At 69.9% G+C, this 23,420-nt stretch carries 21 protein-coding genes; 5 read left to right on the top strand and 16 right to left on the bottom strand.

The genetic code is table 11. The annotated features are described in order from the left end of the window. Positions 1-5: 5 nt before the first annotated feature. The 9 genes from AC1DMN_RS03380 to AC1DMN_RS03340 form a co-directional block, all read right to left on the bottom strand. The gene (locus tag AC1DMN_RS03380) at positions 6-1,535 is read right to left on the bottom strand and encodes an NCS1 family nucleobase:cation symporter-1 (RefSeq protein ID WP_477230176.1); all 1,530 of its coding nucleotides are present in this window, start codon (positions 1,533-1,535) and stop codon (positions 6-8) included. A 176-nt stretch (positions 1,536-1,711) separates the two neighbouring features. Beyond that, complete coding sequence (locus AC1DMN_RS03375) at positions 1,712-2,725, bottom strand: LacI family DNA-binding transcriptional regulator (protein WP_477230175.1); 1,014 nt, start codon at positions 2,723-2,725, stop codon at positions 1,712-1,714. 126 nt (positions 2,726-2,851) lie between these two features. Continuing rightward, a complete protein-coding gene (locus AC1DMN_RS03370) occupies positions 2,852-4,000 on the bottom strand; it encodes a glycerate kinase (protein WP_477230174.1) in 1,149 nt (382 codons plus the stop codon). 63 nt (positions 4,001-4,063) lie between these two features. Continuing rightward, complete coding sequence (gcl, locus tag AC1DMN_RS03365; protein ID WP_477230173.1) at positions 4,064-5,851, bottom strand: glyoxylate carboligase; 1,788 nt, start codon at positions 5,849-5,851, stop codon at positions 4,064-4,066. A 129-nt stretch (positions 5,852-5,980) separates the two neighbouring features. Beyond that, the gene (locus tag AC1DMN_RS03360; protein WP_477230172.1) at positions 5,981-6,859 is read right to left on the bottom strand and encodes a 2-hydroxy-3-oxopropionate reductase; all 879 of its coding nucleotides are present in this window, start codon (positions 6,857-6,859) and stop codon (positions 5,981-5,983) included. 31 nt (positions 6,860-6,890) lie between these two features. Then, on the bottom strand, positions 6,891-7,691 hold the full coding sequence (locus tag AC1DMN_RS03355; protein ID WP_477230171.1) for a hydroxypyruvate isomerase family protein: 801 nt from the start codon (positions 7,689-7,691) through the stop codon (positions 6,891-6,893). A 341-nt stretch (positions 7,692-8,032) separates the two neighbouring features. Next, complete coding sequence (locus AC1DMN_RS03350) at positions 8,033-8,854, bottom strand: bifunctional allantoicase/(S)-ureidoglycine aminohydrolase (RefSeq protein ID WP_441977929.1); 822 nt, start codon at positions 8,852-8,854, stop codon at positions 8,033-8,035. Then, the gene (locus AC1DMN_RS03345; protein WP_477230170.1) at positions 8,851-10,125 is read right to left on the bottom strand and encodes a DUF6986 family protein; all 1,275 of its coding nucleotides are present in this window, start codon (positions 10,123-10,125) and stop codon (positions 8,851-8,853) included. The genes AC1DMN_RS03350 and AC1DMN_RS03345 overlap by 4 nt, the downstream gene beginning before the upstream one ends. Positions 10,126-10,130: 5 nt before the next feature. Then, the gene (locus tag AC1DMN_RS03340) at positions 10,131-11,522 is read right to left on the bottom strand and encodes an NAD-dependent malic enzyme (protein WP_440734409.1); all 1,392 of its coding nucleotides are present in this window, start codon (positions 11,520-11,522) and stop codon (positions 10,131-10,133) included. 191 nt (positions 11,523-11,713) lie between these two features. On the opposite strand from AC1DMN_RS03340, the gene AC1DMN_RS03335 reads away from it, so the two are divergent. Next, the gene (locus tag AC1DMN_RS03335; RefSeq protein ID WP_477230169.1) at positions 11,714-12,514 is read left to right on the top strand and encodes an IclR family transcriptional regulator; all 801 of its coding nucleotides are present in this window, start codon (positions 11,714-11,716) and stop codon (positions 12,512-12,514) included. A 281-nt stretch (positions 12,515-12,795) separates the two neighbouring features. On the opposite strand, the gene aceE is transcribed toward AC1DMN_RS03335, so the two are convergent. Continuing rightward, positions 12,796-15,501 (bottom strand): pyruvate dehydrogenase (acetyl-transferring), homodimeric type, encoded by a 2,706-nt coding sequence (aceE, locus tag AC1DMN_RS03330; RefSeq protein WP_477230168.1) that lies wholly within the window; start codon positions 15,499-15,501, stop codon positions 12,796-12,798. Positions 15,502-15,614: 113 nt separating this feature from the next. On the opposite strand from aceE, the gene AC1DMN_RS03325 reads away from it, so the two are divergent. Beyond that, positions 15,615-16,361 carry an SDR family oxidoreductase gene (locus AC1DMN_RS03325; protein WP_477230167.1) on the top strand — a complete coding sequence of 249 codons (747 nt, stop codon included), beginning with the start codon at positions 15,615-15,617 and terminating at the stop codon, positions 16,359-16,361. A gap of 253 nt (positions 16,362-16,614) precedes the next feature. Here the strand turns inward: AC1DMN_RS03325 and pucL are convergent, their stop codons facing one another. From pucL to coaBC, 6 genes are all read right to left on the bottom strand, one after another. Beyond that, entirely contained in the window at positions 16,615-17,508 is an 894-nt protein-coding gene (pucL, locus tag AC1DMN_RS03320) for a factor-independent urate hydroxylase (RefSeq protein ID WP_441977923.1), read from the bottom strand. Between the two features lie 12 nt (positions 17,509-17,520). Continuing rightward, positions 17,521-17,862: a hydroxyisourate hydrolase gene (uraH, locus tag AC1DMN_RS03315; protein ID WP_441977922.1), complete on the bottom strand. Its 342-nt coding sequence runs from the start codon at positions 17,860-17,862 to the stop codon at positions 17,521-17,523. Next, positions 17,859-18,362 carry a 2-oxo-4-hydroxy-4-carboxy-5-ureidoimidazoline decarboxylase gene (gene uraD, locus AC1DMN_RS03310; RefSeq protein ID WP_441977921.1) on the bottom strand — a complete coding sequence of 168 codons (504 nt, stop codon included), beginning with the start codon at positions 18,360-18,362 and terminating at the stop codon, positions 17,859-17,861. Before uraD ends, uraH begins: the two co-directional genes overlap by 4 nt. 236 nt (positions 18,363-18,598) lie before the next feature. After that, a complete protein-coding gene (bcp, locus tag AC1DMN_RS03305) occupies positions 18,599-19,066 on the bottom strand; it encodes a thioredoxin-dependent thiol peroxidase (RefSeq protein WP_441977920.1) in 468 nt (155 codons plus the stop codon). A 21-nt stretch (positions 19,067-19,087) separates the two neighbouring features. Beyond that, entirely contained in the window at positions 19,088-19,960 is an 873-nt protein-coding gene (locus AC1DMN_RS03300) for an HpcH/HpaI aldolase/citrate lyase family protein (protein WP_477230166.1), read from the bottom strand. Positions 19,961-20,050: 90 nt separating this feature from the next. Next, entirely contained in the window at positions 20,051-21,268 is a 1,218-nt protein-coding gene (coaBC, locus tag AC1DMN_RS03295; RefSeq protein WP_477230165.1) for a bifunctional phosphopantothenoylcysteine decarboxylase/phosphopantothenate--cysteine ligase CoaBC, read from the bottom strand. 188 nt (positions 21,269-21,456) lie between these two features. Here coaBC and AC1DMN_RS03290 point away from each other — a divergent pair, with 188 nt between their 5' ends. From AC1DMN_RS03290 to AC1DMN_RS03280, 3 genes are read left to right on the top strand one after another with little or no spacing between them, the layout of a single operon-like run. Then, on the top strand, positions 21,457-22,143 hold the full coding sequence (locus AC1DMN_RS03290; RefSeq protein ID WP_477230164.1) for an NRDE family protein: 687 nt from the start codon (positions 21,457-21,459) through the stop codon (positions 22,141-22,143). A 35-nt stretch (positions 22,144-22,178) separates the two neighbouring features. Then, complete coding sequence (locus AC1DMN_RS03285; RefSeq protein WP_477230163.1) at positions 22,179-22,838, top strand: lipoate--protein ligase family protein; 660 nt, start codon at positions 22,179-22,181, stop codon at positions 22,836-22,838. 58 nt (positions 22,839-22,896) lie between these two features. Beyond that, positions 22,897-23,406: a hypothetical protein gene (locus AC1DMN_RS03280; protein WP_477230162.1), complete on the top strand. Its 510-nt coding sequence runs from the start codon at positions 22,897-22,899 to the stop codon at positions 23,404-23,406. Positions 23,407-23,420: the final 14 nt, after the last annotated feature.

Genomic DNA, 23,420 nt, shown 5'->3' with positions numbered 1-23,420 from the left:
GGCGCTCAGTGGGTGACGTCCACCGCGATCGCGGTGCCGTCGACATCGTGGAACGGGCCGCGCCGGTCGGCGATGATCGCGTAGATGATCGCGGCGGATCCGGCGGCGACGAACCAGGAGAAGTCGCTGATGGCGTGGAAGACCGGCAGGAACGTGAACAGCAGCGACAGCGCGCCGGCGATGATCAGTGCGATCACGGCGCGCGGGTTGAAGCCCTTGGTGTACGCGTACTCGCCCATCGGGGACTCCGAGTAGAGCTGGGGCACGTTGACCCGCTGCTTCTTGATCAGCCAGTAGTCGACCATGATGATGCCGAACAGCGGGCCGAGCAGCGCTCCGAGGCCGCCGAGGAAGACGCCGATCACGACCGGGGAGTTGTACATGTTCCAGGGGGTGATCACGATCCCGATCACGGCGGAGATCAGCGCGGCGCGGCGGAAGTTCAGGTGCCGCGGGAACAGGTTGTTCAATGCGTAGGTGGGCGCCACGAAGTTCGCCATCAGGTTGACCGCGATGGTCAGGGCGATGAGCGCGAGCGAGGCGAGCACCAGCAGGAACGTATTCGGGATGGCGGAGACGATCTCGGACGGCGAGGTGATGAGCGTGCCGTTGATCTTGAAGCTGCCGCCGGTGAGGATCACGACGATGACGCCGAAGAACAGCATGTTGATCGGGATGCCCCAGAAGTTGCCCTTCACGATCGCCTTGCGCGACTTGGCGCCGCGGGTGAAGTCGCAGAAGTTCAGCACGAACGTGCCGTAGATCGAGACCCACAGCGACGCCGCGCCCAGCATGTGCAGCCAGCTGTCGGCGCCTCCGGCGGACTTCGTGGGCGCCCAGTCGACCTGGAATCCGGACTGCACGAGAACCCAGATCGCGAGGATCACGAAGGTGGCGAGGATGATCGGGCCTGCGAAGGCCTCGTACTTGCGGATCATCTCCATGCCGTAGCTGACGATGATCACCTGGATGATCCACAGCGCGACGAAGGTGATCCAGCCGAGCGCCGACAGTCCGAGGAAGGCTCCGCTCTGCAGGCTCGTCAGGCCCGGGGCGATCGCGATCAGCACGACCTGCAGCACCTGGGAGGCGAGGTAGGTCTGGATGCCGAACCAGGCGATCGCGACCCCGCCGCGGAGCAGACCGGGGATCTGCGCGCCGTGGATGCCGAACGCGACCCGGCTCATCACCGGGAACGGCACGCCGGTCTTCTCGCCCATGAACCCGGAGAAGGTCAGCAGCAGGAAGAGGAACAACGCGCCGAAGCCGAGCGCGCCCAGGATCTGCCCGCCGGAGAGGCCGAGGGTGAACAATCCGATCGCGAATGCGTAGTTGCCGAGGCTGTGCACGTCGTTCGCCCAGAGGGTGAAGATGCTGTACGCGCTCCAGTGGCGGCTCTGGCGGTTGGTGGGAGCGAGGTCTCGGTTGTACAGGCGCGGACTGATGCCCGCCTGCACCGCGAACACGCCGGAAGGAGCCTCATCGAGCCCCTCGGAGCTCCGACTCGGGACGTGGACGTAGTCATTGGACGTCATTGTGATTTGAACCCCTCTCGACGGCGACAGTGCCGTCGACACTCGATTTCACAATCCGGAATGAAGGTTTCGGATGCAGATATCGTCGCGCTCGGACGCGGAGGCGACAACACCGTTTGCACAATTTGGACAGGCACCCTCGCGTGCCGCGCCATCGGCGCTCCACCGGCGCGGGATCACGGGGCCGACTCGCCGCCTGACCCCGGCCGCCGTGTCGATGCACGTTCCACCAGATCGAACTCCAGTCGCAGATGCGACGTGAGCGGAGCGGCGCTGTTCAGCCGGCGCTCCAGCAGCCGCGTCAGCTGCGACGCCCAGACCTGCATGTTGGCCTTCATCGCCGTGATCGGCACCGCGGCACGTTCGGCGATGACGCTGTCCATCATGTTCGCGACGAGCACGTCGTCGGGCACGCGAAGCCCTCGCGCCTGAACCGCCTCGATCGCCCCCACCGCGAACACGTCCGATGAGGTGAGGAACGCGTCGGGAGGTGTCGGCGTGCGCAGCAGCGACTCGGCCGCCGCCGCGCCGCCCTGCTGTCCGCGCACCGGCTCCAGCTCCCTCACGAGCACGGGCAGCCCCCGCGCGCGCATCTCCTGGACGTAGACGCCGGCAATCGACTCCAGGTACGTGTTCTGCGTCGACCCGACGATCAGCGCCGGGCGCCGCGCCCCTCGTTCCAGCAGGTGACCGAGGAGAATGCGCGCGTTGGCGACGTGGTCGGCGCTGATCCACCACGGGAAGTCGTCGTCGTCCGGATCCCGATCCAGCGTCACGGTCGGGATGTCCCGCTCGATGAGCGCACGGAGCACCTCGTCCCCACGGCGGGGATGCAGCAGCACGAAGGCGTCGAGCCGGCCGACCTGGGCGCCGATGTCCTCGAGCGTGAGGAACGAGGAGACGGAGAACCCGGCGCTCAGCAACGCGACCAGCACCGCGCCGGCGACGGAGGTGAAGGCGTCGGAGCCGGACGCGAACCCGCGGATGGCCTCGGGCGGGCGCAGCAGCAGGCCGACGGTGCGCTGTCCCGCATCGCGCTCCATCACGAAGCCGAGGTCGAACGCGGCCTTCAGCACCGCGGCCTTCGTCGCGGCCGATACCGGGCGATGCCCGCTGAACGCGTGCGAGGCCGTCGTCGGCGAGACACCGGCGAGGGCGGCCACGTCACGCAGACGCGGGCGCTCCGTCATGTGTCCACCTCGTCTGCGAGACCGTTCACCACATCCTCGGTATCGTTCACCGACCTCCGATCCTACGCGGCGGTGACGTCGGCGCCGCTGCCACGACGACGGATCCCGGCGATGACGGGCGGGCGCTCAGCGCCGCGGCACGAGCTCGCCGACCTCGGCGCCGATGCGGCGGCCCACCTCCGTGAGGAGAGCTGTGGCCTCGGCCATGCTGCGGGCCGGATCCGGCTCGAGCTCGCTGAGCGCGTACACGCGCTCGAACCCGGCCGACCTGGCCGCCTCGGCGCTCAGCGTGGAGCGGCCGCACACGGCGATGACGGGGATGCCCGCCGCGCGCGCAGCCGCGGCCACGCCGAGCGGGGTCTTGCCGCCCAGGCTCTGGTCGTCCAGGCTGCCCTCGCCGGTGATGACGAGGTCGGCCCGGGAATCGCCGGCGCCCAGCGCGTCGGCGAGGCCGGTGAGGCGCTGCACGACCTCCACGCCGGGCTCGCGCCGGGCACCGAGTGCGGCCAGGGCGGCATAGCCCACCCCGCCGGCGCCGCCCGCTCCGGGCAGTGTCGTGGCGGCGCGGATTCCGGGCTGCTGCTCGAGCAGCGCGGCGTAGCGGGCGAGGGCCGCGTCGAGCACGGCCACGTCCTGGGGGCTCGACCCCTTCTGCGGGCCGAACACCGCCGGAGCGCCACGCTCGCCGAGCAGCGGGTTGTCGACGTCGCTCGCGAGCACGATCTCGACCCCGGCGAGACGCGGATCCAGATCCGACACGTCCACCGCGGCGATGCGCGCGAGCGCCCCACCGCCCCCCGGCAGCTCCTGCCCCTCGGCATCCCGCAGCGAGACGCCGAGCGCCTGCAGCATCCCTGCACCGCCGTCGGTGTTGGCGCTGCCGCCGATGCCGAGCACGATGCTGGTCGCGCCGTGGTCCAGCGCCGCCGCGATCAGCTCTCCGGTCCCGCGGCTGGTGGCGCCAAGGGCGTCCTTGACGCCGCCGGGCAGCTGGTCCAGCCCGCTCGCGGCGGCCATCTCGATGATGGCATGCTCCCCCCGCACGCCGAAGCGCGCCTCGACGGGCTGCCCCGTGGGCCCCGTCACCGTCGCGGTGACCGCCTCGAACCCTGCGGCGAGGGCGGCGTCGACCGTACCCTCTCCACCGTCCGCGACGGGGACCGCGTCGATGGCGGTCCCCGGCGCGGTCGCGGTGATCCCGGCCGCGAGTGCGGCCGCGACCTCGGGTCCGGTGGCGGAGCCCTTGAACTTGTCCGAGGCGATCAGGATGCGCATGGTGGCCTTTCTACTTCCGGCTCGTCGGCTTCGCCTACAGGCTACGGGTCGGCGGACGGCTGCTCAGTCGAGCAGGGCGTAGATGGCCTCGGGGGCGTCGGCGGGCGACGTCGCGAGATCCTCGAACTCGTTCATGGTGTCGAGATCCGCACCCATGGCGATGTTGGTGACGCGCTCGAGGATCACCTCGACCACCACCGGCACCTGGAACTCGTCGCGCAGACGCTGCGCCTCGGCGAAGCCCGCGGCGAGGTCCTCGGGGCGCTCGACGCGCAGCGCCTTGGCGCCCAGGCCCTCGGCGACCTTGACGTGGTCCACGCCGTAGCCGGTGGCGATCGAGGAGGAGTCCTGCGGGGTGTTCACGTTGTCGAACGCGAGCGACACCTCGTAGTCCATCTCGAAGCCGCGCTGCGACTGACGGATCAGGCCCAGGTAGCTGTTGTTCACCACGACGTGGATGTACGGCAGCTTGTGCTGCGCGCCCACCGCGAGCTCCTCGATCATGAACTGGAAGTCGTAGTCGCCCGAGAGCGCGACGACCTGCTCACCAGGCTTGCCACGCACCACGCCGAGGGCCGCAGGGCCGGTCCAGCCCAGCGGGCCGGCCTGGCCGGCGTTGATCCACTTGCGCGCACCGTAGACGTGCAGCAGCTGCGCGCCGGCGATCTGCGACAGGCCGATCGTGGTGACGAACGTGGTGTCGCGGTCGAACGCGGTCAGCATCTCCTGGTAGACGCGGTGCGGCTTCATCGGCACGTTGTCGAAGTTCGTCTTGCGCTGCAGGCGCGCCTTGCGGTCGCGGCACTCCTGGGCCCAGCCGTTGTAGTCGGGCAGCTCGGCGACGCGCTCGCGGGCGACCTCGAGCAGCGCGTCGATGAACGCGCCGGCGTCGGAGACCACGCCGTAGTCGGGCGCGAACACGCGGCCGATCTGGGTGGGCTCGATGTCGACGTGGACGAACGTGCGGCCCTTGCGGTACGTGTCCAGCCCGCCGGTGTGACGGTTGGCCCAGCGGTTTCCGATGCCCAGCACGAAGTCGCTCTCCAGGAAGCTCGCGTTGCCGTAGCGCTGCGAGGTCTGGATGCCGACCAGGCCCGCGGCGAGCGGGTGGTCGTCGGGGAGCACTCCCCAGCCCATCAGGGTCGGGAACACGGGCACGCCCAGGGTCTCGGCGAGCTCGACGAGCTTCTCCGAAGCGCCCGAGTTCACGATGCCGCCGCCTGCGATGATCGCCGGGTGCTTCGCTGCCACGAGCAGGTCGAGCACCTTCTCGGCCTGCGCGCGGGTCGCAACGGGCTTGGCCACGGGCAGCGGCTCGTAGGTGTCGATGTCGAACTCGATCTCGGTCATCTGCACGTCGAACGGCAGATCGATCAGCACCGGGCCGGGGCGGCCGGAGCGCATGATCTGGAACGCCGACTGGAAGACGCCGGGCACCTGCGCACCCTCGAGGACGGTCTTGGCGAACTTCGTGACCGGCTTCGCGATCGACGCGATGTCGACGGCCTGGAAGTCCTCCTTGTCGAGCTTCGCCACCGGCGCCTGACCGGTGATGCAGAGCATCGGGATGGAGTCGGCGATCGCGGCGTAGAGGCCCGTGATCATGTCGGTGCCGGCGGGGCCGGAGGTGCCCAGGCACACGCCGATGCGGCCGTCGCCGGTGCGGCTGTAGCCGTCGGCCATGTGGCTCGCGCCCTCGACGTGGCGGGCGAGGGTGTGCCGGATGCCGCCGTTGGCGCGGATCGCGGAGTAGAGGGGGTTGATGGCGGCGCCGGGGAGGCCGAACGCCTCGTCCGCGCCTTCCTTGATCAGGATCTGGACGATCGCGTCGACTGCACGCATGCGGGTCATGGGAGTTTCCTTAAGTCTGGGTTGTGGTCGTTGAGCGAGCGAAGCGAGACGAAACGCGGTGCCCCGTCAGTGACGCCGTTTCGTCTCGGTCGCCTGCGGCGTCCTCGCTCAACGACCCCGAAAAATGGGTCAGTTCTTGCCGGAGAGCTCGGTGGTGAGCTTGAACAGGCCCGAGTGATCCAGGCCCCCGTCGCCGCGGGCGACGAGCGCGTTCACGAGCTGTGCGACAGCGGCGCCGAGCGGGACGGTGACCCCGACCGAGCGTGCCGCGGAGGTGACGATGCCCAGATCCTTGTTGTGGAGGGCGAGGCGGAAGCCGGGCGCGAAGTCGCGGTTCAGCATCTTCTGGCCCTTCTGGTCGAGGACCTTGGATCCGGCGAGTCCCCCGCCGAGGACCTTGAGTGCGGCGTCCGTGTCGACGCCGAACGCCTCGAGGAACGTGACCGCCTCAGCGAGCGCCTGGATGTTGACGGCGACGATGAGCTGGTTGGCGGCCTTCACGGTCTGGCCGGCACCGGCGGGACCGACGTGCACGATGGTCTTGCCGATCGCGTTCAGGACCGGTTCGGCCTTGGCGAAGTCATCCGGGGATCCGCCGACCATGATCGAGAGGACCGCGTCGATCGCACCCTGCTCGCCGCCGGAGACGGGGGCGTCGACGACGCCGAGGCCGGCGGCGACCGCCTCCTCGGCGAGCTCCTTGGCCACGTCGGGGCGGATCGAGGAGTTGTCGATCCAGAGCGCGCCGGCCTTCGCGTTCGCGAAGACCCCGTCCGGGCCCTGCACGACACCGGCCACGTCCGGGGAGTCCGGGACCATCGTGATGATGACGTCGGCGTCCTTCACGGCGTCGGCGATGCCTGTGGCACCCGTGCCGCCGGCGGCGACGAGCTTGTCGATCGCCTCCTGGCTGCGGTTGTAGCCCGTGACGTCGTAGCCGGCGGTGACGAGGTTCTTGGCCATGGGCAGGCCCATGATGCCGAGGCCGATGAATGCGATGCGGGTCATGTCTTCGCTCCTTCGCGGGAAATCTGGTGGGTCAGGCCTGGGCGGCCGCGGTGGTGATCCAGGCGAAGGGATCCGCCTGGGTGGCCTTGTACTCGAGACCGATGACGCCGTCGTAGCCGCCGGCCTGAGCGTCGGCGATCCACTGCGCGAGCGGCAGCTCGCCGGTGCCGGGCTCGCCGCGGCCGGGGGCGTCGGCGATCTGGATGTGGCCGAACTCGGCGGCGTGGCCGGCGATCACCGCGGGCACGTCGTCGCCGTTGACGGCGAGGTGGTAGAAGTCGGCCAGGAGCTTGACGTTGTCGACGCCCTCCTCCTGCTGCACGCGCTCGATGATCGCGAGCGCGTCGGCCGCCGTCTTCAGCGGGTAGGTCTCCATGCCGCTGACCGGCTCGAGCAGCACGACGCCGCCGAGCTCGGCGACCGCGCGACCCGCCGCGGCGAGGTTGCGCACGGCCAGGTCGTCCTGCGCCTTCGGGTCGACGCCCTCGAGGCGGTTGCCGTACAGGGCGTTGAAGGCCTTGGTGCCGAGGCGGCGGCCGATCTCGACGACGACGTCGATGTTCGCGGCGAACTCGTCCTCACGACCCACCCACGACACCAGGCCGCGGTCGCCGCCCGGCATGTCGCCCGCGAAGAAGTTCAGACCCGTCAGCTGCACGCCGGCGTCCTGGATCGCGGCGACGAACGCGTCGACCTCGTCCTGCGCGGGAACGGCGACGGAGAACGGCCACCAGTACTCCACGGCGTCGAAGCCGGCGGCCTTCGCGGCGGCCGGGCGCTCCAGGATCGGCAGCTCGGTCAGCAGGATCGAGGCGTTGACGGTGTAGCTCATGAGATCGTCCTTGATGTCTGTCTCGGGTTTCGGGCCATTTCCGAATTGTGGAAATAAAATCTTGATTGATGAAAGTTTAGGCCGCAAGGTGGCGGATGTCAACGGGTCGGCGGATCCGGATCCGCGGAGTCGTTGAGCGCACACGCCAACCGGTCGTTGAGCGAGCACCGAGCGAAGCGAGGAGCGAGACGAAACGCGGCGCCCTCGCAAGAGTGCGACGTTTCGTCTCGCTTCGCTCGCTCAACGACCCCGGCGAAGGGCCGCCAGGGACGACGAACGCCGCCCGCCCCGAGGGCGAGCGGCGTTCGAGAGGCCCTGCGACAGGCCCTGTCTCCAGAGCGTCAGGTGAGCTTGATCTGACGGTTCATGTCCTTGTACAGCAGGTAGCGGAAGTCCTCGGGGCCGCCGGCGTAGCAGGCCTGCGGGCAGAACGCGCGCAGCAGCATGTAGTCGCCGGCCTCGCACTCGACCCAGTCGTCGTTGAGCCGGTAGACGGCCTTGCCCTGCAGCACGAACAGGCCGTGCTCCATGATGTGCGTCTCGGCGAACGGGATGGATCCGCCCGGCTTGAAGGTCACGATGTTGACCTGCATGTCGTGCGCCATGTCGCTCGCGTCGGAGAAGCGGGTGGTGGCCCAGACATCGTCGGTGTCCGGCATCGAGACCGGCTCGATGTCGTTGTCGCTCGTGACGAAGGACGCCGGAGCGTCGACGCCCTCGAGGTACTCGTAGGCCTTGCGGATCCAGTGGAAGCTGGTGATCTCGGATCCCTCGTTCGCGAGCGACCACTGCGCGCCCGGCGCGATGAAGGCGTAGCCGCCCGCCTCGAGCACGTGCCGCTCGCCCTCGAGCGTGAGGGTGAGCTCGCCGGTCGTCACGAAGAGCACGCTCTCCACTCCGGCCTCCGGCTCGGGCTTGGCCGCCTCTCCCCCGGGCGCGATCTCGACGATGAGCTGCGAGAACGTCTGCGCGGAGCTCGGCGTGGGACGCGCGATGATCCATGCCCGCGTGTTCGAGAACCCGGGCAGGCTGCTGGTGACGATGTCGCGCATCACGCCCTTCGGGATGAAGGTGTAGGCGAGCTTGACGACCGCGCGGTCGGTGAGCAGGTCGGTCTGCGGGGGCAGCCCGCCGGCGGGCGTGTAGTAGGTGCGGGTGCTCAAGAGACGGCCTCCTTGGTTGCGAGTTTCGGGTGTGCGAGGCGGACCAGCTCTGCGGGCTCGGATCCGGTCGCGGAGCGGACCTCGTCGGCCGTGAGCGCGCCGCACTCCAGGCCGCGCACGACGAACCGCGCCAGGGCACGGGCCGTGGCCGGCTCGTCCATGATCGTGGCGTCGCTGCCGTGCAGGTAGTTGTCCAGGCGCTTGGCGGCCGCGGCGAACCCCTCGCGGTAGAACGCGTAGGTCGCGAGGTACCGAGTCGGCAGTTGGGCAGCGTGCAGGTCCCAGCCCTGGTAGTAGCCGCGCTCGAGCGAGCGCCGCACCAGGCGGGCGTGCAGCTTCCACGCCTCGATGACGTGGTCCGGATCGCCGACGGGGATCACGTTCGTGGATCCGTCCGAGATCCGCACGCCGGTCTCGGCGACCGCCACCTGCATGACCTGCTTGGCGAAGTCGGCGGCGGGGTGCTCCATGGACTGGTAGGCCGCGGCGATCTGCAGCGAGGCGCTGTAGTCGTAGGTGCCGTAGTGCAGCGCACTCACCCGACCGTCGGCGCGGTGCAGGAGCGTCGCGACCGGAACGGATCCGTCCGCGGCGACGATGAGCTGCGGCGTCTCCATCTGCACCTCGAAGCGCAGCCGGCCCGCGGGCAGCCCGAGGCGCTCCTCGAACCGCTCGCACAGCGAGACCATCGCCTCGACCTGCTCGACCGTGGTGACCTTGGGCAGCGTCAGCACCAGGCCGTCCGGCAGCGGACCGTTCGCGGCCAGCGTCGACAGGAAGAGGTCGAGCGTGCGGATCCCGCGCCGGCGCGTGGGCGCCTCGACGCACTTGAACCGGATCCCGATGAACGGGGGCGCGACGCCGGCGGCGACGGCCTGAGCCACCCGCTCGGCGGCGAGGACCGCATCCGCGTCCTCCTCGTCGTCACCGCGCGCGCCGTAGCCGTCCTCGAAGTCGAGGCGCAGGTCCTCGATCGGCTCGGCGACGAGCTTGGCGTCCACGAGAGGCGCGAGCTCGTCGGCGAGCGCACCGAGGCCGACAGCCTGGGCGAGCGCTACGGTGCCGCCGAAGGCCGCCACGGCCTGTGCGGCCGTCTGGCCGAACTGCGCCGGCAGGTCGAGCCGGAACCGGTCGGCGGGCACGTACAGGGTGTGCACGGGCTGGCGGGATCCGTCATCGCCGGGGTACTCGGTCTTCAGCAGCGTGTCGGTGCCGGAGAGGCGGGCGTCGATGTCGGCGAGGTCGGCCTCGCCCAGGGTGCCTGCGGACAAAAGGCTCACTCCTTCGACGACTCGACGACGCGCACGATCGCCTCGGCGACGGCGCCGGCCACGAGCGGGTCGAACACGCTGGGGATGATGAAGCTCGCGTTGAGCTCGTCCTCTCCGACCCGCTCGGCGATCGCCTGCGCGGCTGCGACCAGCATAGGCGGCGTGATGTCCGACACGCCCGCGTCGAGGAGGCCGCGGAAGAACCCGGGGAACGCCAGCACGTTGTTGATCTGGTTCGGGAAGTCGCTGCGCCCGGTGGCGACGACGGCCGCGTGCTTCGACGCCACGATCGGGTCGACCTCGGGGGTGGGGTTCGCCATCGCGAACACGATCGCGTCGTCGGCCATGCCGGCGATGTCGTTCTCGTCGAGCACGTTCGGAGCGCTCACGCCGATGAACACGTCCGCGCCGACGAGCACCTCCTTGAGGGTGCCCTTGGCGTTACGGGGGTTGGTGGTGGCGGCGAGTTCGATGCGGTGCGCGTCGGTGTACTCCTCGTCGCGGTTGATCGCGCCGTTGCGGCCGCAGGCCACGATGTCGACGGCCCCCTCGGCGAGCAGCAGCTGCACGATCGCGTTGCCGGCGGCGCCGACGCCCGAGACGACGATGCGCACCTCGCCGATCGTCTTGTCGACGACCTTGAGGGCGTTCTGCAGGGCGGCGAGCGTGACGATCGCGGTGCCGTGCTGGTCGTCGTGGAAGACGGGGATGTCGAGCTCGTCGCGCAGCCGCGCCTCGATCTCGAAGCAGCGCGGGGCGGCGATGTCCTCGAGGTTCACGCCGCCGTAGACCGGGGCGATCGCCTTGACGATCTGAATGATCTCCTCGGTGTCCTTGGTGTCGAGGCAGACCGGCCAGGCGTCGACGTTCGCGAACTGCTTGAACAGCGCGGCCTTGCCCTCCATGACGGGCAGCGCGGCCTCGGGGCCGATGTCGCCCAGGCCCAGCACGGCCGTGCCGTCGGTGACGACGGCGATCGTGTTGCGCTTGACGGTGAGCTGGCGGGCCTTGCTCTTGTCCTCGGCGATGGCCATGCAGACGCGGGCGACACCCGGGGTGTACGCGCGGGAGAGGTCGTCGCGGTTGCGCAGCGGCACGCGCGGCACGACCTCGAGCTTGCCGCCCAGGTGCATCAGGAACGTGCGGTCGCTGACCAGGCGGACCGTGACACCCTCGAGGGCGTCGATCGCGTCGCGCACCTGATCGGCGTGCTCCTCACCAGTGGTGTTGCAGGTCAGGTCGACGACGATCGTCGACGGGTGCGACTCGACGACGTCGAGCGCGGTCACGACGGCGCCGGCGCCGGCGGCAGCCGCGGCGAGCTCGCTCGTGACGGTGAAGTTGGACGGCGCGTCAATGCGCAGCGTGATCGAATTTCCGGGACCCGGGTTCGCCATGATTCCTCCTCATCGAGGCGTCCCGGGCGGAGGCCTCGGGCGCTGTTGCGGTGATGAACTGTTTACAAGTTTCGTATTGTGGACACTATTATCTCTATCGTGGAAGTTTCGCGCAAGATGAGATTCGGATCCTCTTGGATTTCCGGCTCGGGACTCTCGCATGATGGAATTACCCAAGGACGGGAGCTGACATGGCAGAGAATCCGAGCACCACAGGCGTGAAGGTCACGGAGCCGAAGACCGGCAGAAGCGCGGGATCGGGCGTGCAGTCGGTCGAGCGTGTGTTCGAGCTGCTCGAGCTCGTGACGGATGCCGGCGGCGATGTGACGCTCAGCGAGCTGTCCGCGTCGACGGACCTCCCTCTTCCGACCATCCACCGGCTGCTGCGGACCCTGGTCTCGCTCGGCTATGCGCGTCAGCTGCCGAACCGGCGCTATGCGCTCGGGCCGCGCCTGATCCGCATCGGCGAGGGCGCATCCCGCCAGTTCGGCGCGCTCGCCCGCCCGCAGCTGAAGAGCCTGGTGGACGCCCTCGGCGAGAGCGCGAACATGGCTGTGCTCGACGGCGACATGGTCGTGTACGTCGCCCAGGTGCCCTCGCAGCACTCCATGCGCATGTTCACCGAGGTCGGCCGCCGTGCCAACGTGCACGACACCGGCGTCGGCAAGGCGATCCTCGCCCAGCTCGATGACGACGTCGTGCGCGGCATCGTGGGCCGCACCGGCATGACCACCCCCACCGAGTACAGCATCGGCACCGTGGACGCGCTGCTGAAGGAGCTGGATCTGATCCGCGAGCGCGGATACTCGATCGACGAGCAGGAGCAGGAGATCGGCGTGCGCTGCTACGCGATGGCCGTGCCCGGCGCCCCCACACCGACGGCGGTGTCCGTGTCCGGTCCGATCGCGCGCGTCACCGAGGAGTTCGCCCAGCGCGCCGTGCCGCGGCTGCGCGAGGCCGCCGCCGCGATCGCCGCCGACCTGCAGGCCTAGCCGGCTCGGGGGCCCGCACCGGGGGCATCCCGGAGGTCCCTGAGGGCCCGCCCGGGGGTGACGTCCCCACAACTCCGAAGGACGGATGCAATTCCGCAGGACGGATCCACGGATCCTGTCCTCTGGAGTTGCATCCGTCCTTTTTCTGGGTCGTTGAGCACGGGGTCGTTGAGCGAGCGCAGCGAGACGAAACGCGGCGCCCTCCCGAGGTCCGCTTCGAGAGGCACCGCGTTTCGTCTCGGTCGTGCTTCGCGCGTCCTCGCTCAACGACCCGGGACCGACTACTCCGCGTCGGTGCCGCTCGTGCCGGCGTTGACGTCGAGCAGGCGGTACTTCTCGGCGGCCCGGGCCGGGATCGACGCGTCGATCTCGCCGCGCTTGGCGAGCAGCTGGAGCGTCCGCACCACGACCGAGGGTCCGTCGATCTTGAAGTACCGGCGGGCGGCGGCGCGGGTGTCCGAGAAGCCGAAGCCGTCGGCGCCCAGGGTGGCCCAGTCGTTCGGGACGAACTGGCGGATCTGGTCCGGCAGGTCCTTCGCGTAGTCGCTCACCGCGACGATCGGGCCGTGGGATCCGGCCAGCTGCGAAGCGAGGAACGACGTGCGCGCACCGCGTCCGAGGAACTCATCCTCCTCGGCGGCGACCGCGTCGCGGCGCAGCTCCGTCCACGAGGTCACCGACCAGACGTCGGCCTGCACCCCCCAATCGGAAGCCAGCAGCTGCTGCGCCTCCTGGGCCCAGGTCACGCCGATGCCCGACGCGAGCAGGTGCGCCTTGGGCGCCTCGACCGGGGCGATCCGGTGGATGCCGCCCAGGATCCCGGCCACGTCGACGCCCTCGGGCTCGGCCGGCTGCACGATCGGCTCGTTGTAGACCATGAGGTTGTAGATGTAGTTGCGGTCGGTCGAGTCCGCGCCGTACATGCGCTCGATGCCGGCGCGCATGATGTGGCCGATCTCGTAGCCGAACGCCGGATCGTACGTGATCACCGCGGCGTTCGTCGCCGCGAGAAGCGGCGAGTGCCCGTCGGCGTGCTGCAGCCCCTCACCGGTGAGCGTGGTGCGCCCGGCGGTCGCCGAGATCAGGAAGCCGCGCGTCATCTGGTCGGCGGCCGCCCACAGCGAGTCGCCGGTGCGCTGGAAGCCGAACATCGAGTAGAACACGTACACCGGCACAAGCGGCACGCCGTGGGTCGCGTACGCGGTGCCCGCCGCAGTGAAGGCCGCGATGGATCCGGCCTCGTTGATGCCGACGTGCACGATCTGACCCGCCGTCGACTCCTTGTACGAGAGCACGATGTCACGGTCGACGGCGAGGTAGTTCTGCCCGTTCGGGTTGTAGATCTTCGCGGTCGGGAAGAACGCGTCCATGCCGAAGGTGCGCGCCTCGTCGGGGATGATCGGGACGATGCGCTTGCCGAACTCGGGGTCGCGCATGAGGTCCTTCAGCACCCGCACGAACGCCATGGTGGTCGCGGCCTGCTGCTTCCCGGATCCGCGAGCCGCCACCTCGTACGCCTTGGGGTCGGGCAGGGCGATCTCGCCGGAGGCGTTCGGGCGCCGCTCGGGCAGGTACCCGCCGAGCGCCGCACGACGCTCCTGCATGTAGCGGATCTCGGGGGCGTCGGCGCCGGGGTGGTAGTACGGCGGCTCGTAGGGGTTCGCCTCGAGCTGCTCGTCGCTGATCGGCACGCGCAGGTGGTCGCGGAAGTCCTTGAGGTCCTGCAGCGTCATCTTCTTCATCTGGTGCGTGGCGTTACGCGCCTCGAACCGCGGGCCGAGACCGTAGCCCTTCACCGTCTTGACGAGGATCACGGTGGGCTTGCCGTTGTGCTCCATCGACTGCTGATACGCCGCGAACACCTTGCGGTAGTCGTGGCCGCCGCGCTTGAGGCCCCAGATCTCGTCGTCGCTGAGGTGCTCGGCGAGCTTGAGCGCGCGCGGATCGCGTCCGAAGAAGTTCTCCCGGATGAACGCGCCCGACTCGCCCTTGTACGTCTGGTAATCGCCGTCCACGGTCGTGTTCATGACGTTCAGCAGCGCACCCTCGGTGTCGGCGTCGAGAAGCGCATCCCACTCCCGACCCCAGACGACCTTGATGACGTTCCAGCCCGCGCCGCGGAAGAAGCCCTCGAGCTCCTGAATGATCTTGCCGTTGCCGCGCACCGGGCCGTCCAGGCGCTGCAGGTTGCAGTTCACGACGAAGGTGAGGTTGTCGAGCTTGTCGTTGGCGGCGAGTTGCAGCAGCCCGCGGCTCTCCGGCTCGTCCATCTCGCCGTCGCCGAGGAACGCCCAGACGTGCTGGTCGCTGGTGTCCTTGAGCCCGCGGTTGTGCAGGTAGCGGTTGGACTGCGCCTGGTAGATCGCGTTCATCGGGCCGATGCCCATCGACACGGTCGGGAACTCCCAGAACTCCGGCATGAGCCGGGGATGCGGGTAGGAGCTCAGGGCATGCCCCTCGCGGGACTTCTCCTGGCGGAAGCCGTCGAGGTCCTCCTCGCTGAGGCGGCCCTCCACGAACGCGCGGGCGTACATGCCGGGCGAGGCGTGGCCCTGGAAGTAGATCTGGTCGCCGCCGCCGGGGTGGTCCTTGCCGCGGAAGAAGTGGTTGAAGCCGACCTCGTACAGGGTCGCGGCGCCCGCGTAGGTGGAGATGTGGCCGCCGACGCCGATGCCGGGGCGCTGCGCGCGATGCACCAGGATCGCGGCGTTCCAGCGCATCCAGGCGCGGTAGCGGCGCTCGAGCTCCTCATCGCCGGGGTAGGCGGGCTCATCGGCGACCGAGATCGTGTTGATGTAGTCCGTGGTCGCGTTCGGCTCGTCGACCACGCCGGCGCGGGCGGCCAGCGTGCGCACGATGTGCTCGCCGCGCTCGGCGCCGCGCTGAGCGACGAGCGCATCCAGCGACTCGAGCCACTCGGCGGTCTCTTCGGGGTCGTGATCCAGGGTCTCGGATCCGAGGGCGGCGGAGCTGCTCTGTTCGTGCATCTTCGGCCTTTCTGTGGGATGTATCGGGAGGCTGCCGGTCGGGCAGCGGGGCTGATCTGCTAGATGTAGGTGGCTGCGGGTTGCGCAGCGGGTCTGAGGTTCGAGGAGTGACGATGAGCGGACGCATCGCCGTGGTGACGGGTGCAGGATCGGGGATCGGGCGCGCCGTGGCGCGCACGATGCTGGAGGCCGGCTACCGCGTGGCGCTGGCAGGGCGGCGCGAGGCTGCGCTGGCGGAGACGGCGGCCGGGCATCCGGACGCGCTGGTGCTCCCGACAGACGTGACGGTCGAGGCCGAGGTGGACGCGCTCTTCGACCGCGTGGTGCGGGAGTGGGGCCGCGTGGACGTGCTGTTCAACAACGCCGGCGCGTTCGGCCCCGCGGTCTCGGCGGCGGACATCGAGCTCGCCGACTGGGAGCAGACACTCGCGGTCAACCTCACCGGCGCGCTGCTCTGTGCACGGGGTGCGATGCGCGTGATGCGCGCGCAGAGTCCGCAGGGCGGCCGCATCATCAACAACGGATCCATCTCCGCCCAGGCGCCCCGCCCGCTGTCCGTGGCGTACGCCGTGAGCAAGCATGCGCTCACGGGGCTGACGAAGTCCGTCGATCTCGACGGCCGACCGTTCCGGATCTCCTGCGGTCAGATCGACATCGGCAACACCCGCACCGAGATCATGGACGAACTCGGTGTCGGATCCGGGGCGCTGCAGGCCGACGGCAGTCGCAGAGTCGAGCCCACCTTCGACGTCGAGGCCGCGGCGCGCACCGTGCTGCTCATGGCGGATCTGCCCGCGGAGGCCAACATCGGCGCGCTCACGATCACCGCGAGCGGGATGCCATTCGGCGGGCGCGGCTGAGGGATCGCGGGGGTTCGCGATCATCGGCGGACCTCCTCGTCCCTGCGCCCTCGTGTCGGGGCCGCGGGTTCGTGCTCGATTCCGGATCCGATTGATTTCAGATCGTGGAAGGTTTCTTTCAGATTGCGTAACTATTGTCCTCCCGCGAGGGACGCCTTGTCAAGGCTCCGAGGCATCCGACTCGCCCGGAGACGACGAATGCGGGGCCCGGCGAACCGGGCCCCGCATTCTCGTGTCGGCAGTGGTGCAGCGCTCAGCAGAAGCCGGCGATGCCGTCCCACGACCAGTGGTCGGCGTCGGCGCCATCACGCAGGAACGACGCCTCGATGAGGCCGTAGGGACGGTCGGCGGCGAAGAACACCTCGTTCGGGTTCTCCAGGCCGAACGGCGACAGGTCCACGACGAAGTGGTGCTTGTTCGGGGTCGAGAAGCGGATCTCGTCGATCTCGGGGTGCGCCTCGAGCACGGCCTCGGCCATCTCCTTCAGCGTGTGCTGCAGGGCGTAGGAATAGTTGCGCGAGAAGCCGGCGAGGAGCAGGCGACGGACGTCCGCGTAGACCTCGTTGAAGTCGAGGTCGTTGCGGTTGTAGCGCCACTTGGCCGTCACCGAGGTGGCGAGGATGCGGTCCTCGGTCTCGGGGAGGGTCGTGTACTTGTCGCGCGGGTAGCCGACGAAACCACTCGCGGTCGACTTGAGGACCGTGAGGTCCTGCAGGCCCGCGATGATCGTGGTGTCGTCGCCGTCGATCTGCACGACCGCGGTGCGGGTCTCGGTGCCGCCGCGCACGAACGCGTGGTCGTGCTCGCCGTTGTCGCCCTCGATGCGCAGCCAGGTGTACTGCTCCGCAGCCCAGCGTCCGCCGGTCACCCAGTCGAACTCGCCGGTGAAATGCCGGCCGAGACGCACGAGGAACTCCTCCGGGCTGCCGATGCCGTCCTTGGCGAAGGCGTAGACCGTGTTCTTCTGGGTGTCGGTGGCGACGACGTTCTCGTTGTTGCCGTCGAAGTGCGCGGAGGCGAAGTCGCCGCGCAGCTGCGAGGTGACGTTCAGGTCCTCGATCTCGTGGCGGTCGGTGTCGCGGGTGATGCGGACGACCCGGTTCTCGGCCTTGCCGTACTGGTTCTTGCCCAGGATGATGTTCGTCATTTCGGATCCCTCTTAGCTTCCTCGGTAGGTGGAATAGGCGAACGGACTGAGCAGCAGCGGCACGTGATAGTGCGCCTGCTCGGCGTCGACCTGGAAGGTCAGCACCACCTCCGGGAAGAAGGCGTCCGTCTTGATGCCGGCGAAGTAGGCCGCGGTGTCGAACCGGAGTCGGTAGGCACCGCTCTCCAGCCGCTCCGGGCCGAGCGCTTTCACCCGCCCGTCAGCATCGGTGAGGCCCGTACCGATCCCCGACCACCCGTCGCCGACTCGGGCCTCGAGTACGACGGCGACGCCGGACGCAGGGCGCCCGAGTGTGGTGTCCAGGATGTGGGTGGTCACGTGGGAGACGCTCATGCGCTCACTCCTTCGGTCTCGATGGCCGCCGCGAGGCGCAGCGCTGCGATCTCGCGCAGCTGCTGGTCCACGACGGCGAGCTCCTGCTCGTCGGTGCTGCCGAGCCGCTCGCGCAGCAGGGCCAGGATGTCCTGGGCGCTGCGGCCGGCGGCGCGGATGAGGAAGACGCGGTCGAACCGCTCCTCGTAGGCGCGGTTCCCCTCGGCGAGGGCGGCGGCCGTGACATCGTCGACGCTCGGCTGCTCGCGACGCGAGTGCGCGGCCTCGGCGCTGGTGCCGTCGACCTTGGCGCCGATGCGCGGGTGGTGCGCGAGCGCCCCGTCCAGCTCGGCCTCGGTGAGCGGAGCCGCGGCCTCGAGGGCGGCGGCGGAGAGCGCGTCGACCGAGGCGTACGGGCGGCCGTCGACGATCGCGTCGATCCAGCGGGTGATGTCCAGTGCGGGCTTCACGACGGCGATGGCGTCGTCGCGGCCGGCGGAGTTGAACTCCTCGAGCAACATCTTCGATCCTCAGACCATGCTGGCATCCGGCGTGTAAGGGCTATACGGACGGATCCTATCGACAGGATCCGATCTCATCCAAGGGAGGAGTTTCCGTATGCCGGAACTGTTGTTTCAGCATGTGTAACTAGTGTGCGGAGCGGATCCGCGGTTGTCAACCCCCATTTCGAGTCGTCCCCCTCAGCACGACCGATGGCTCGTGCTGAGGGGGACGAATCGCTGGTGGTGGATCGGATTCAGACGCCGAGCTCGGCGCGCAGGCGCGCCACGTGGCCCGAGGCGTCGACGCCGTACTCGGCCCGCTGCACGACGCCGTCGCCGTCCAGCACGAACGTGGAGCGGATGACGCCGTCGAAGGTGCGGTCGCCCACGGTCTTCTCCCCCCATACGCCCCACGCCCGCGCCACGGCGGCGTCGGTGTCGGCGAGCAGCGGGAAGGTGAGGCCCTCCGCCTCGGAGAACGCGCGGATGTCGGCGACCTCGTCGGGCGATACGCCGATCACGGAGTAGCCGGCGGCGTCGAGCGACGACAGGTTGTCGCGGAAGTCGCAGGCCTCGGTGGTGCAGCCGGGGGTCGCAGCCTTGGGGTAGAAGTACACGACGACGTTGCGTCCGCGGTAGTCCTCGAGCGAGACACGAGCGCCGTCGGCGTCGTCGAGGGCGAAGGCGGGCGCGGTGTCCCCGGGGGCGAGGCGAGTGGTCATGATGTCTCCGTTCGGATGGGGTCAGCGGGTGGGCAGCACGCCGAAGGCCTCGGCGAGATGCATGATCTTGCGGGCGCGGCCGAGACGGGGCAGGTCGCTGCCGTCGCGGACGATGCGACCCCGCGCGTCGAAGTCCTCGAGGAACTCGTAGGCCCACTCAACATCGGTGCGGGTGGGGCTGATGACCTCGTTGACGACGGGGGTCTGATCGGCCTGCAGGCAGAGCTTGCCGGTCATGCCCATCGACACGGTGATGGCCGACTGCTCGCGCAGGATCGGGTGGCTGGATCCGACGGTCGGACCGTCGATCGGGCCGGGGAGCCCGCTCGCGCGGCTGGAGATGACCAGGCGCGCCCGCGGGTAGGCCATGGCCTCCCGATCGGCGGACATGCCGGTGTCGCGGCGGAAGTCGCCGCTGCCGAAGGCGAGCCGGAACACGCCCTTGGCCCGGGCGATCTCCGTGGCGTTCTCGATGCCGATGGCCGACTCCACGAGCGCGACGACGGGCACCTTCGCACCCAGGCGGTTGAACGTGTCCATGACCTGGCCGCCGTACTCGGTCTTGGCGAGCATGACGCCTTGCAATCCGGGGGCGTCGCGCAGTCCGTCTAGATCCGGGGACCAGTGCTCGCTGGTCGCGTCATTGATGCGCACCCAGGCGCGGTGGGGGTTGCCGTCCTCATCGGCACCGTGCAGCCAGCGCACGACGTCATCCCGCGCGGAGTCCTTGTGGCTCGCATCGACGGCATCCTCGACGTCGAGGATCACGGCGTCGGCGTGCGAGCGGGCCGCGTCGTCGAACGTCTCCGGCCTCGTCGCTGCGACCAGGAGCCACGAGCGCGCCAGCTCCGGCGCGATCTCGCGCGGGCCAGGGGTGGGCAGCGGAGCGTTCATGCTATTCCATTCTGTGAAACTCTACTTTTACAATACGAAAACTGTACTCCTGCGTGCAAGCGGGCGCCAGCCTGGTGCCCGGCGCGGGCCTCAGTCGCGCAGGGCGACCACAGCGTCCCACAGCGCCGCGGCGACGGTGCGCTTGGACCCGGCCACCGCCGCGACGACCGCTCCCTCGGGGCCGATGATCTCCACGGCGTTGTCGTGCTTCTCGAACCCGTGCTCGGCGTCGGCGAGGTTCACGGCGAGCAGATCGGCGCCCTTGCGCTCGCGCTTGCGGCGGGCGCGCTCGCGCCGCGCCTCGGGATCCGTCGCGGTCTCCGCGGCGAAACCGACGAGGACCTGCCCCTCCGGCGCCGCACCCGCGCGGCGGGCTGCGCCGAGGGCCGCCAGCACATCCTCGTTCTCGACGAGGTCGATCCGCTCGAGGATCCCGTCCTCCTTGGTGAGCTTGTGCGCGGCGGCCTGCGCGGGCCGGTAGTCGGCGACGGCGGCGGCCATGACCACGGCATCCGCACGGGTCGCGGCCTCCTTCACCGCGGACGCGAGCTGAGCCGCCGTGGCGACGGGACGGATCCGGATCCGCGGATGGCTCGCCGCCGCGAGGACGTCTCGCGCGAGGTTAGCCGCGACGAGCTCGACCTCGGCGCCTCGGGTCGCCGCCTCGACGGCGAGGGCCGCACCCTGACGGCCGCTGGAGCGGTTGCCGAGGTAGCGCACGGGATCGATCGGCTCGCGCGTGCCACCCGCGGAGACCACGACCGCCAGGCCGGCGAGGTCCTGCGGGGCGAGCAGGCGCAGCGCGGCCTCGGCGATCGCCTCGGGTTCGCTCATCCGGCCGGGTCCGCTGTCGCCGCCGGCGAGCTCGCCGTCGTCGGGCCCGATCAGGTGCACACCGCGGTCGGAGAGCGTGCGGATGTTCGCCTGGGTCGCGGGGTGCGCCCACATCTCGGCGTGCATCGCGGGGGCGATGAGCACGGGCGCGGTGGTGGCCAGCAGCGTCGTCCCGAGCAGGTTGTCGGCGATGCCCGCGGCCATGCGCGCGATCGTGTTCGCCGTGGCGGGGGCGACGACGACCAGATCGGCGCCCTGGCCGAGCGCGACATGGCGCACCTTCGCCACGTCGTCGTGCACGCTCGTCGTGACCGGGTTGCGGCTGATCGCCTCCCACGTCGGCGCGCCCACGAAGCGCAGCGCGTCCTCGGTGGGGACGACTGTGACCGCGTGCCCGGCCTTCACCAGGAGCCGCACGAGCTGCACCGACTTGTAGGCCGCGATGCCGCCGGAGACCCCCACCACGATGTCCATCCCTCGATTCTGCCATTCGGCGCCGTGCCCGGGCCTGGAGCGCTCGTCGACCGGATCCGGATCCCATCGGGGTCGTTGAGCGAACACGGAGCGCAGCGAGGAGCGAGACGAAACGCGGTCGTCTCGCGGGATGACGTAGGCGCGGCCCATCCGGATCCGGTGGCCCGCGCCCTGCCTAGACTGATCCCGTGTGCACGGTCGTGATCGAGGTCGACGGGACGGGGGCGCGGCTGCTGGCCGTGCGAGACGAGGATCCGCTGCGCGAATGGGATGCACTGGGCGAGTGGTGGCCGGATCGCCCGGGTGTCGCCGGAATCCGCGACCGCCGCGCCGGCGGAGCCTGGCTCGCCGTCGACCCGGAGTCGCGCCGGCTGGCCGTGCTGCTGAACCGCGCCGACGTGCTCGACCTGCCCGACGAGCTGGCCGTCTCCCGCGGCACCCTCGCGCTGGCGTCCGTGGCGGGCGTCTCGCCGGGCGGCTCGGAGCGCATGCACGGCTTCAATCTGCTCGAGGTCTCCCCCGGTGGCGCCCGCGTGCTGTCCTGGGACGGCACCACGCTGTGCGAGACCCCGGTGCCGACGGGCGTGCACATGATCGCGCACTCGGATCTGGACGATCCTGAGACCGCGCGCATCGCGCGCTGGCTGCCCGAGTTCCGCGCGCACCCGACGCAGGATGAGGACTGGCCGCAGTCCTGGATCCGGCTGCTCGCGACGACCGCGGAACTGGATCCGGCCGACGACCGCGCGATCATCCGCGACAACCGCCCGCACGGCTATCCCACGCAGTCGCTGCTCTACTGCACGGCTTCGGTCGGCGCGGAGGGCGTCGACGTGCGCGACCACGCCCTGCCGGCGCCGGCGCACTGGGGCTGACGGTGCCCGCGGGATCCTCCGATCGCCTCGTCCCCGTGCGCGGAGACGTCATCCGTCAGTCGTCCCCACGCACGAACGACCTCGAGCGATCCGTCGAACTCCTGCGCCAGGTCGCTTCCGGGGACGGTCCTGAGCGGGTGCTGCGCCTGTACACGCCGGCGCCGACGCTCGCGCTGACGCGGCGGGAGAGCCTGATGCCGGGCTGCCAGACCGCCGTGTCCGCGGCCGAGCGCCTCGGGTTCGCGCCGGCGATCCGCCCGACCGGCGGCCGCGCCGTCGCCTACGACGAGACGTGCCTCGTCTTCGACCTCGTCAAGCGCGAGGAGGCGCATGCCGACCCCACCGCGTTCTTCGCGCAAACGGGCAGGACGATCGTCGACGCGCTGCGCGGGCTCGGCGTCGACGCCCGTCTGGGTGAGGTGCCCGGCGAGTACTGCCCCGGCGAGTACAGCATCAACGCCCGCGGCGCCGTGAAGCTCGTCGGCACCTCGCAGCGCGGTGTGCGCGGCGCACGCCTGCTCAGCGGGATGCTCGCGTTCGGCCCCGTCGACCGCTTCGTCGCCGTGCTCACGGAAGCCAACGCCGCACTGGGGCTCGACTGGGATCCGCAGACGTTCGGATCCATGCTCACCGAGGCGCCGGCGGTCTCGCGCGACGACGTCGAGAACGCGCTGGCGGCGGCGCTCATCGCCTGACCGACATGGGCAGCGCTGCCCATGTCGCGAATGCGCCGGTGCCGGTAGCGTCGGCGACATGAGCGATCCCCAGCAGCAGTTCCCGCCCGCACCCGGCGCGCAACCGCCCGCGACCGCGTCGACTCCCCCGCAGCGGCCCTACGGATCCACGCCCGCCTATCAGCCGGCATATCCCGGAGCCACCGCGCAGAACGGCCATCCTGCCGGGGCGCAGAACGGCCTGCCTGCGACGGCCGGGGCGGGCCGCAGTGCGGACGGCAGCGCCCGCGTCGCCCTGGTGCTGGCGATCGTGAGCGTCGCACTGGGCGTGCTGTACACCTTGCTCTTCCGCTTCGCGATCATCCGACTCTCGTACGACTTCCACCTGGGCGCAGGGGTCATCGGGACTTACAGCCTCGTCGGGCAGACCCTGCTCTTCCTCGCTTACGCCGTCACGCTGATCTTCGGGATCCTCGGCGCCCGCGGCAGTCGATCGGTGCAGGCGGGTATCGCGATCGGAGTCGGTGGCGCAGGCATCATCGGCATCGCGTTCGCTCTGCTGTCGAACGTGATCCCCACGTCGTTCTGACGGATCCGTGTTCC

It is taken from the genome of Microbacterium sp. 01T413_2, assembly GCF_056398985.1.
The sequence above is the reverse complement of the archived record's forward strand: the minus strand, read 5'-3'. Positions and strand labels throughout refer to the sequence as shown.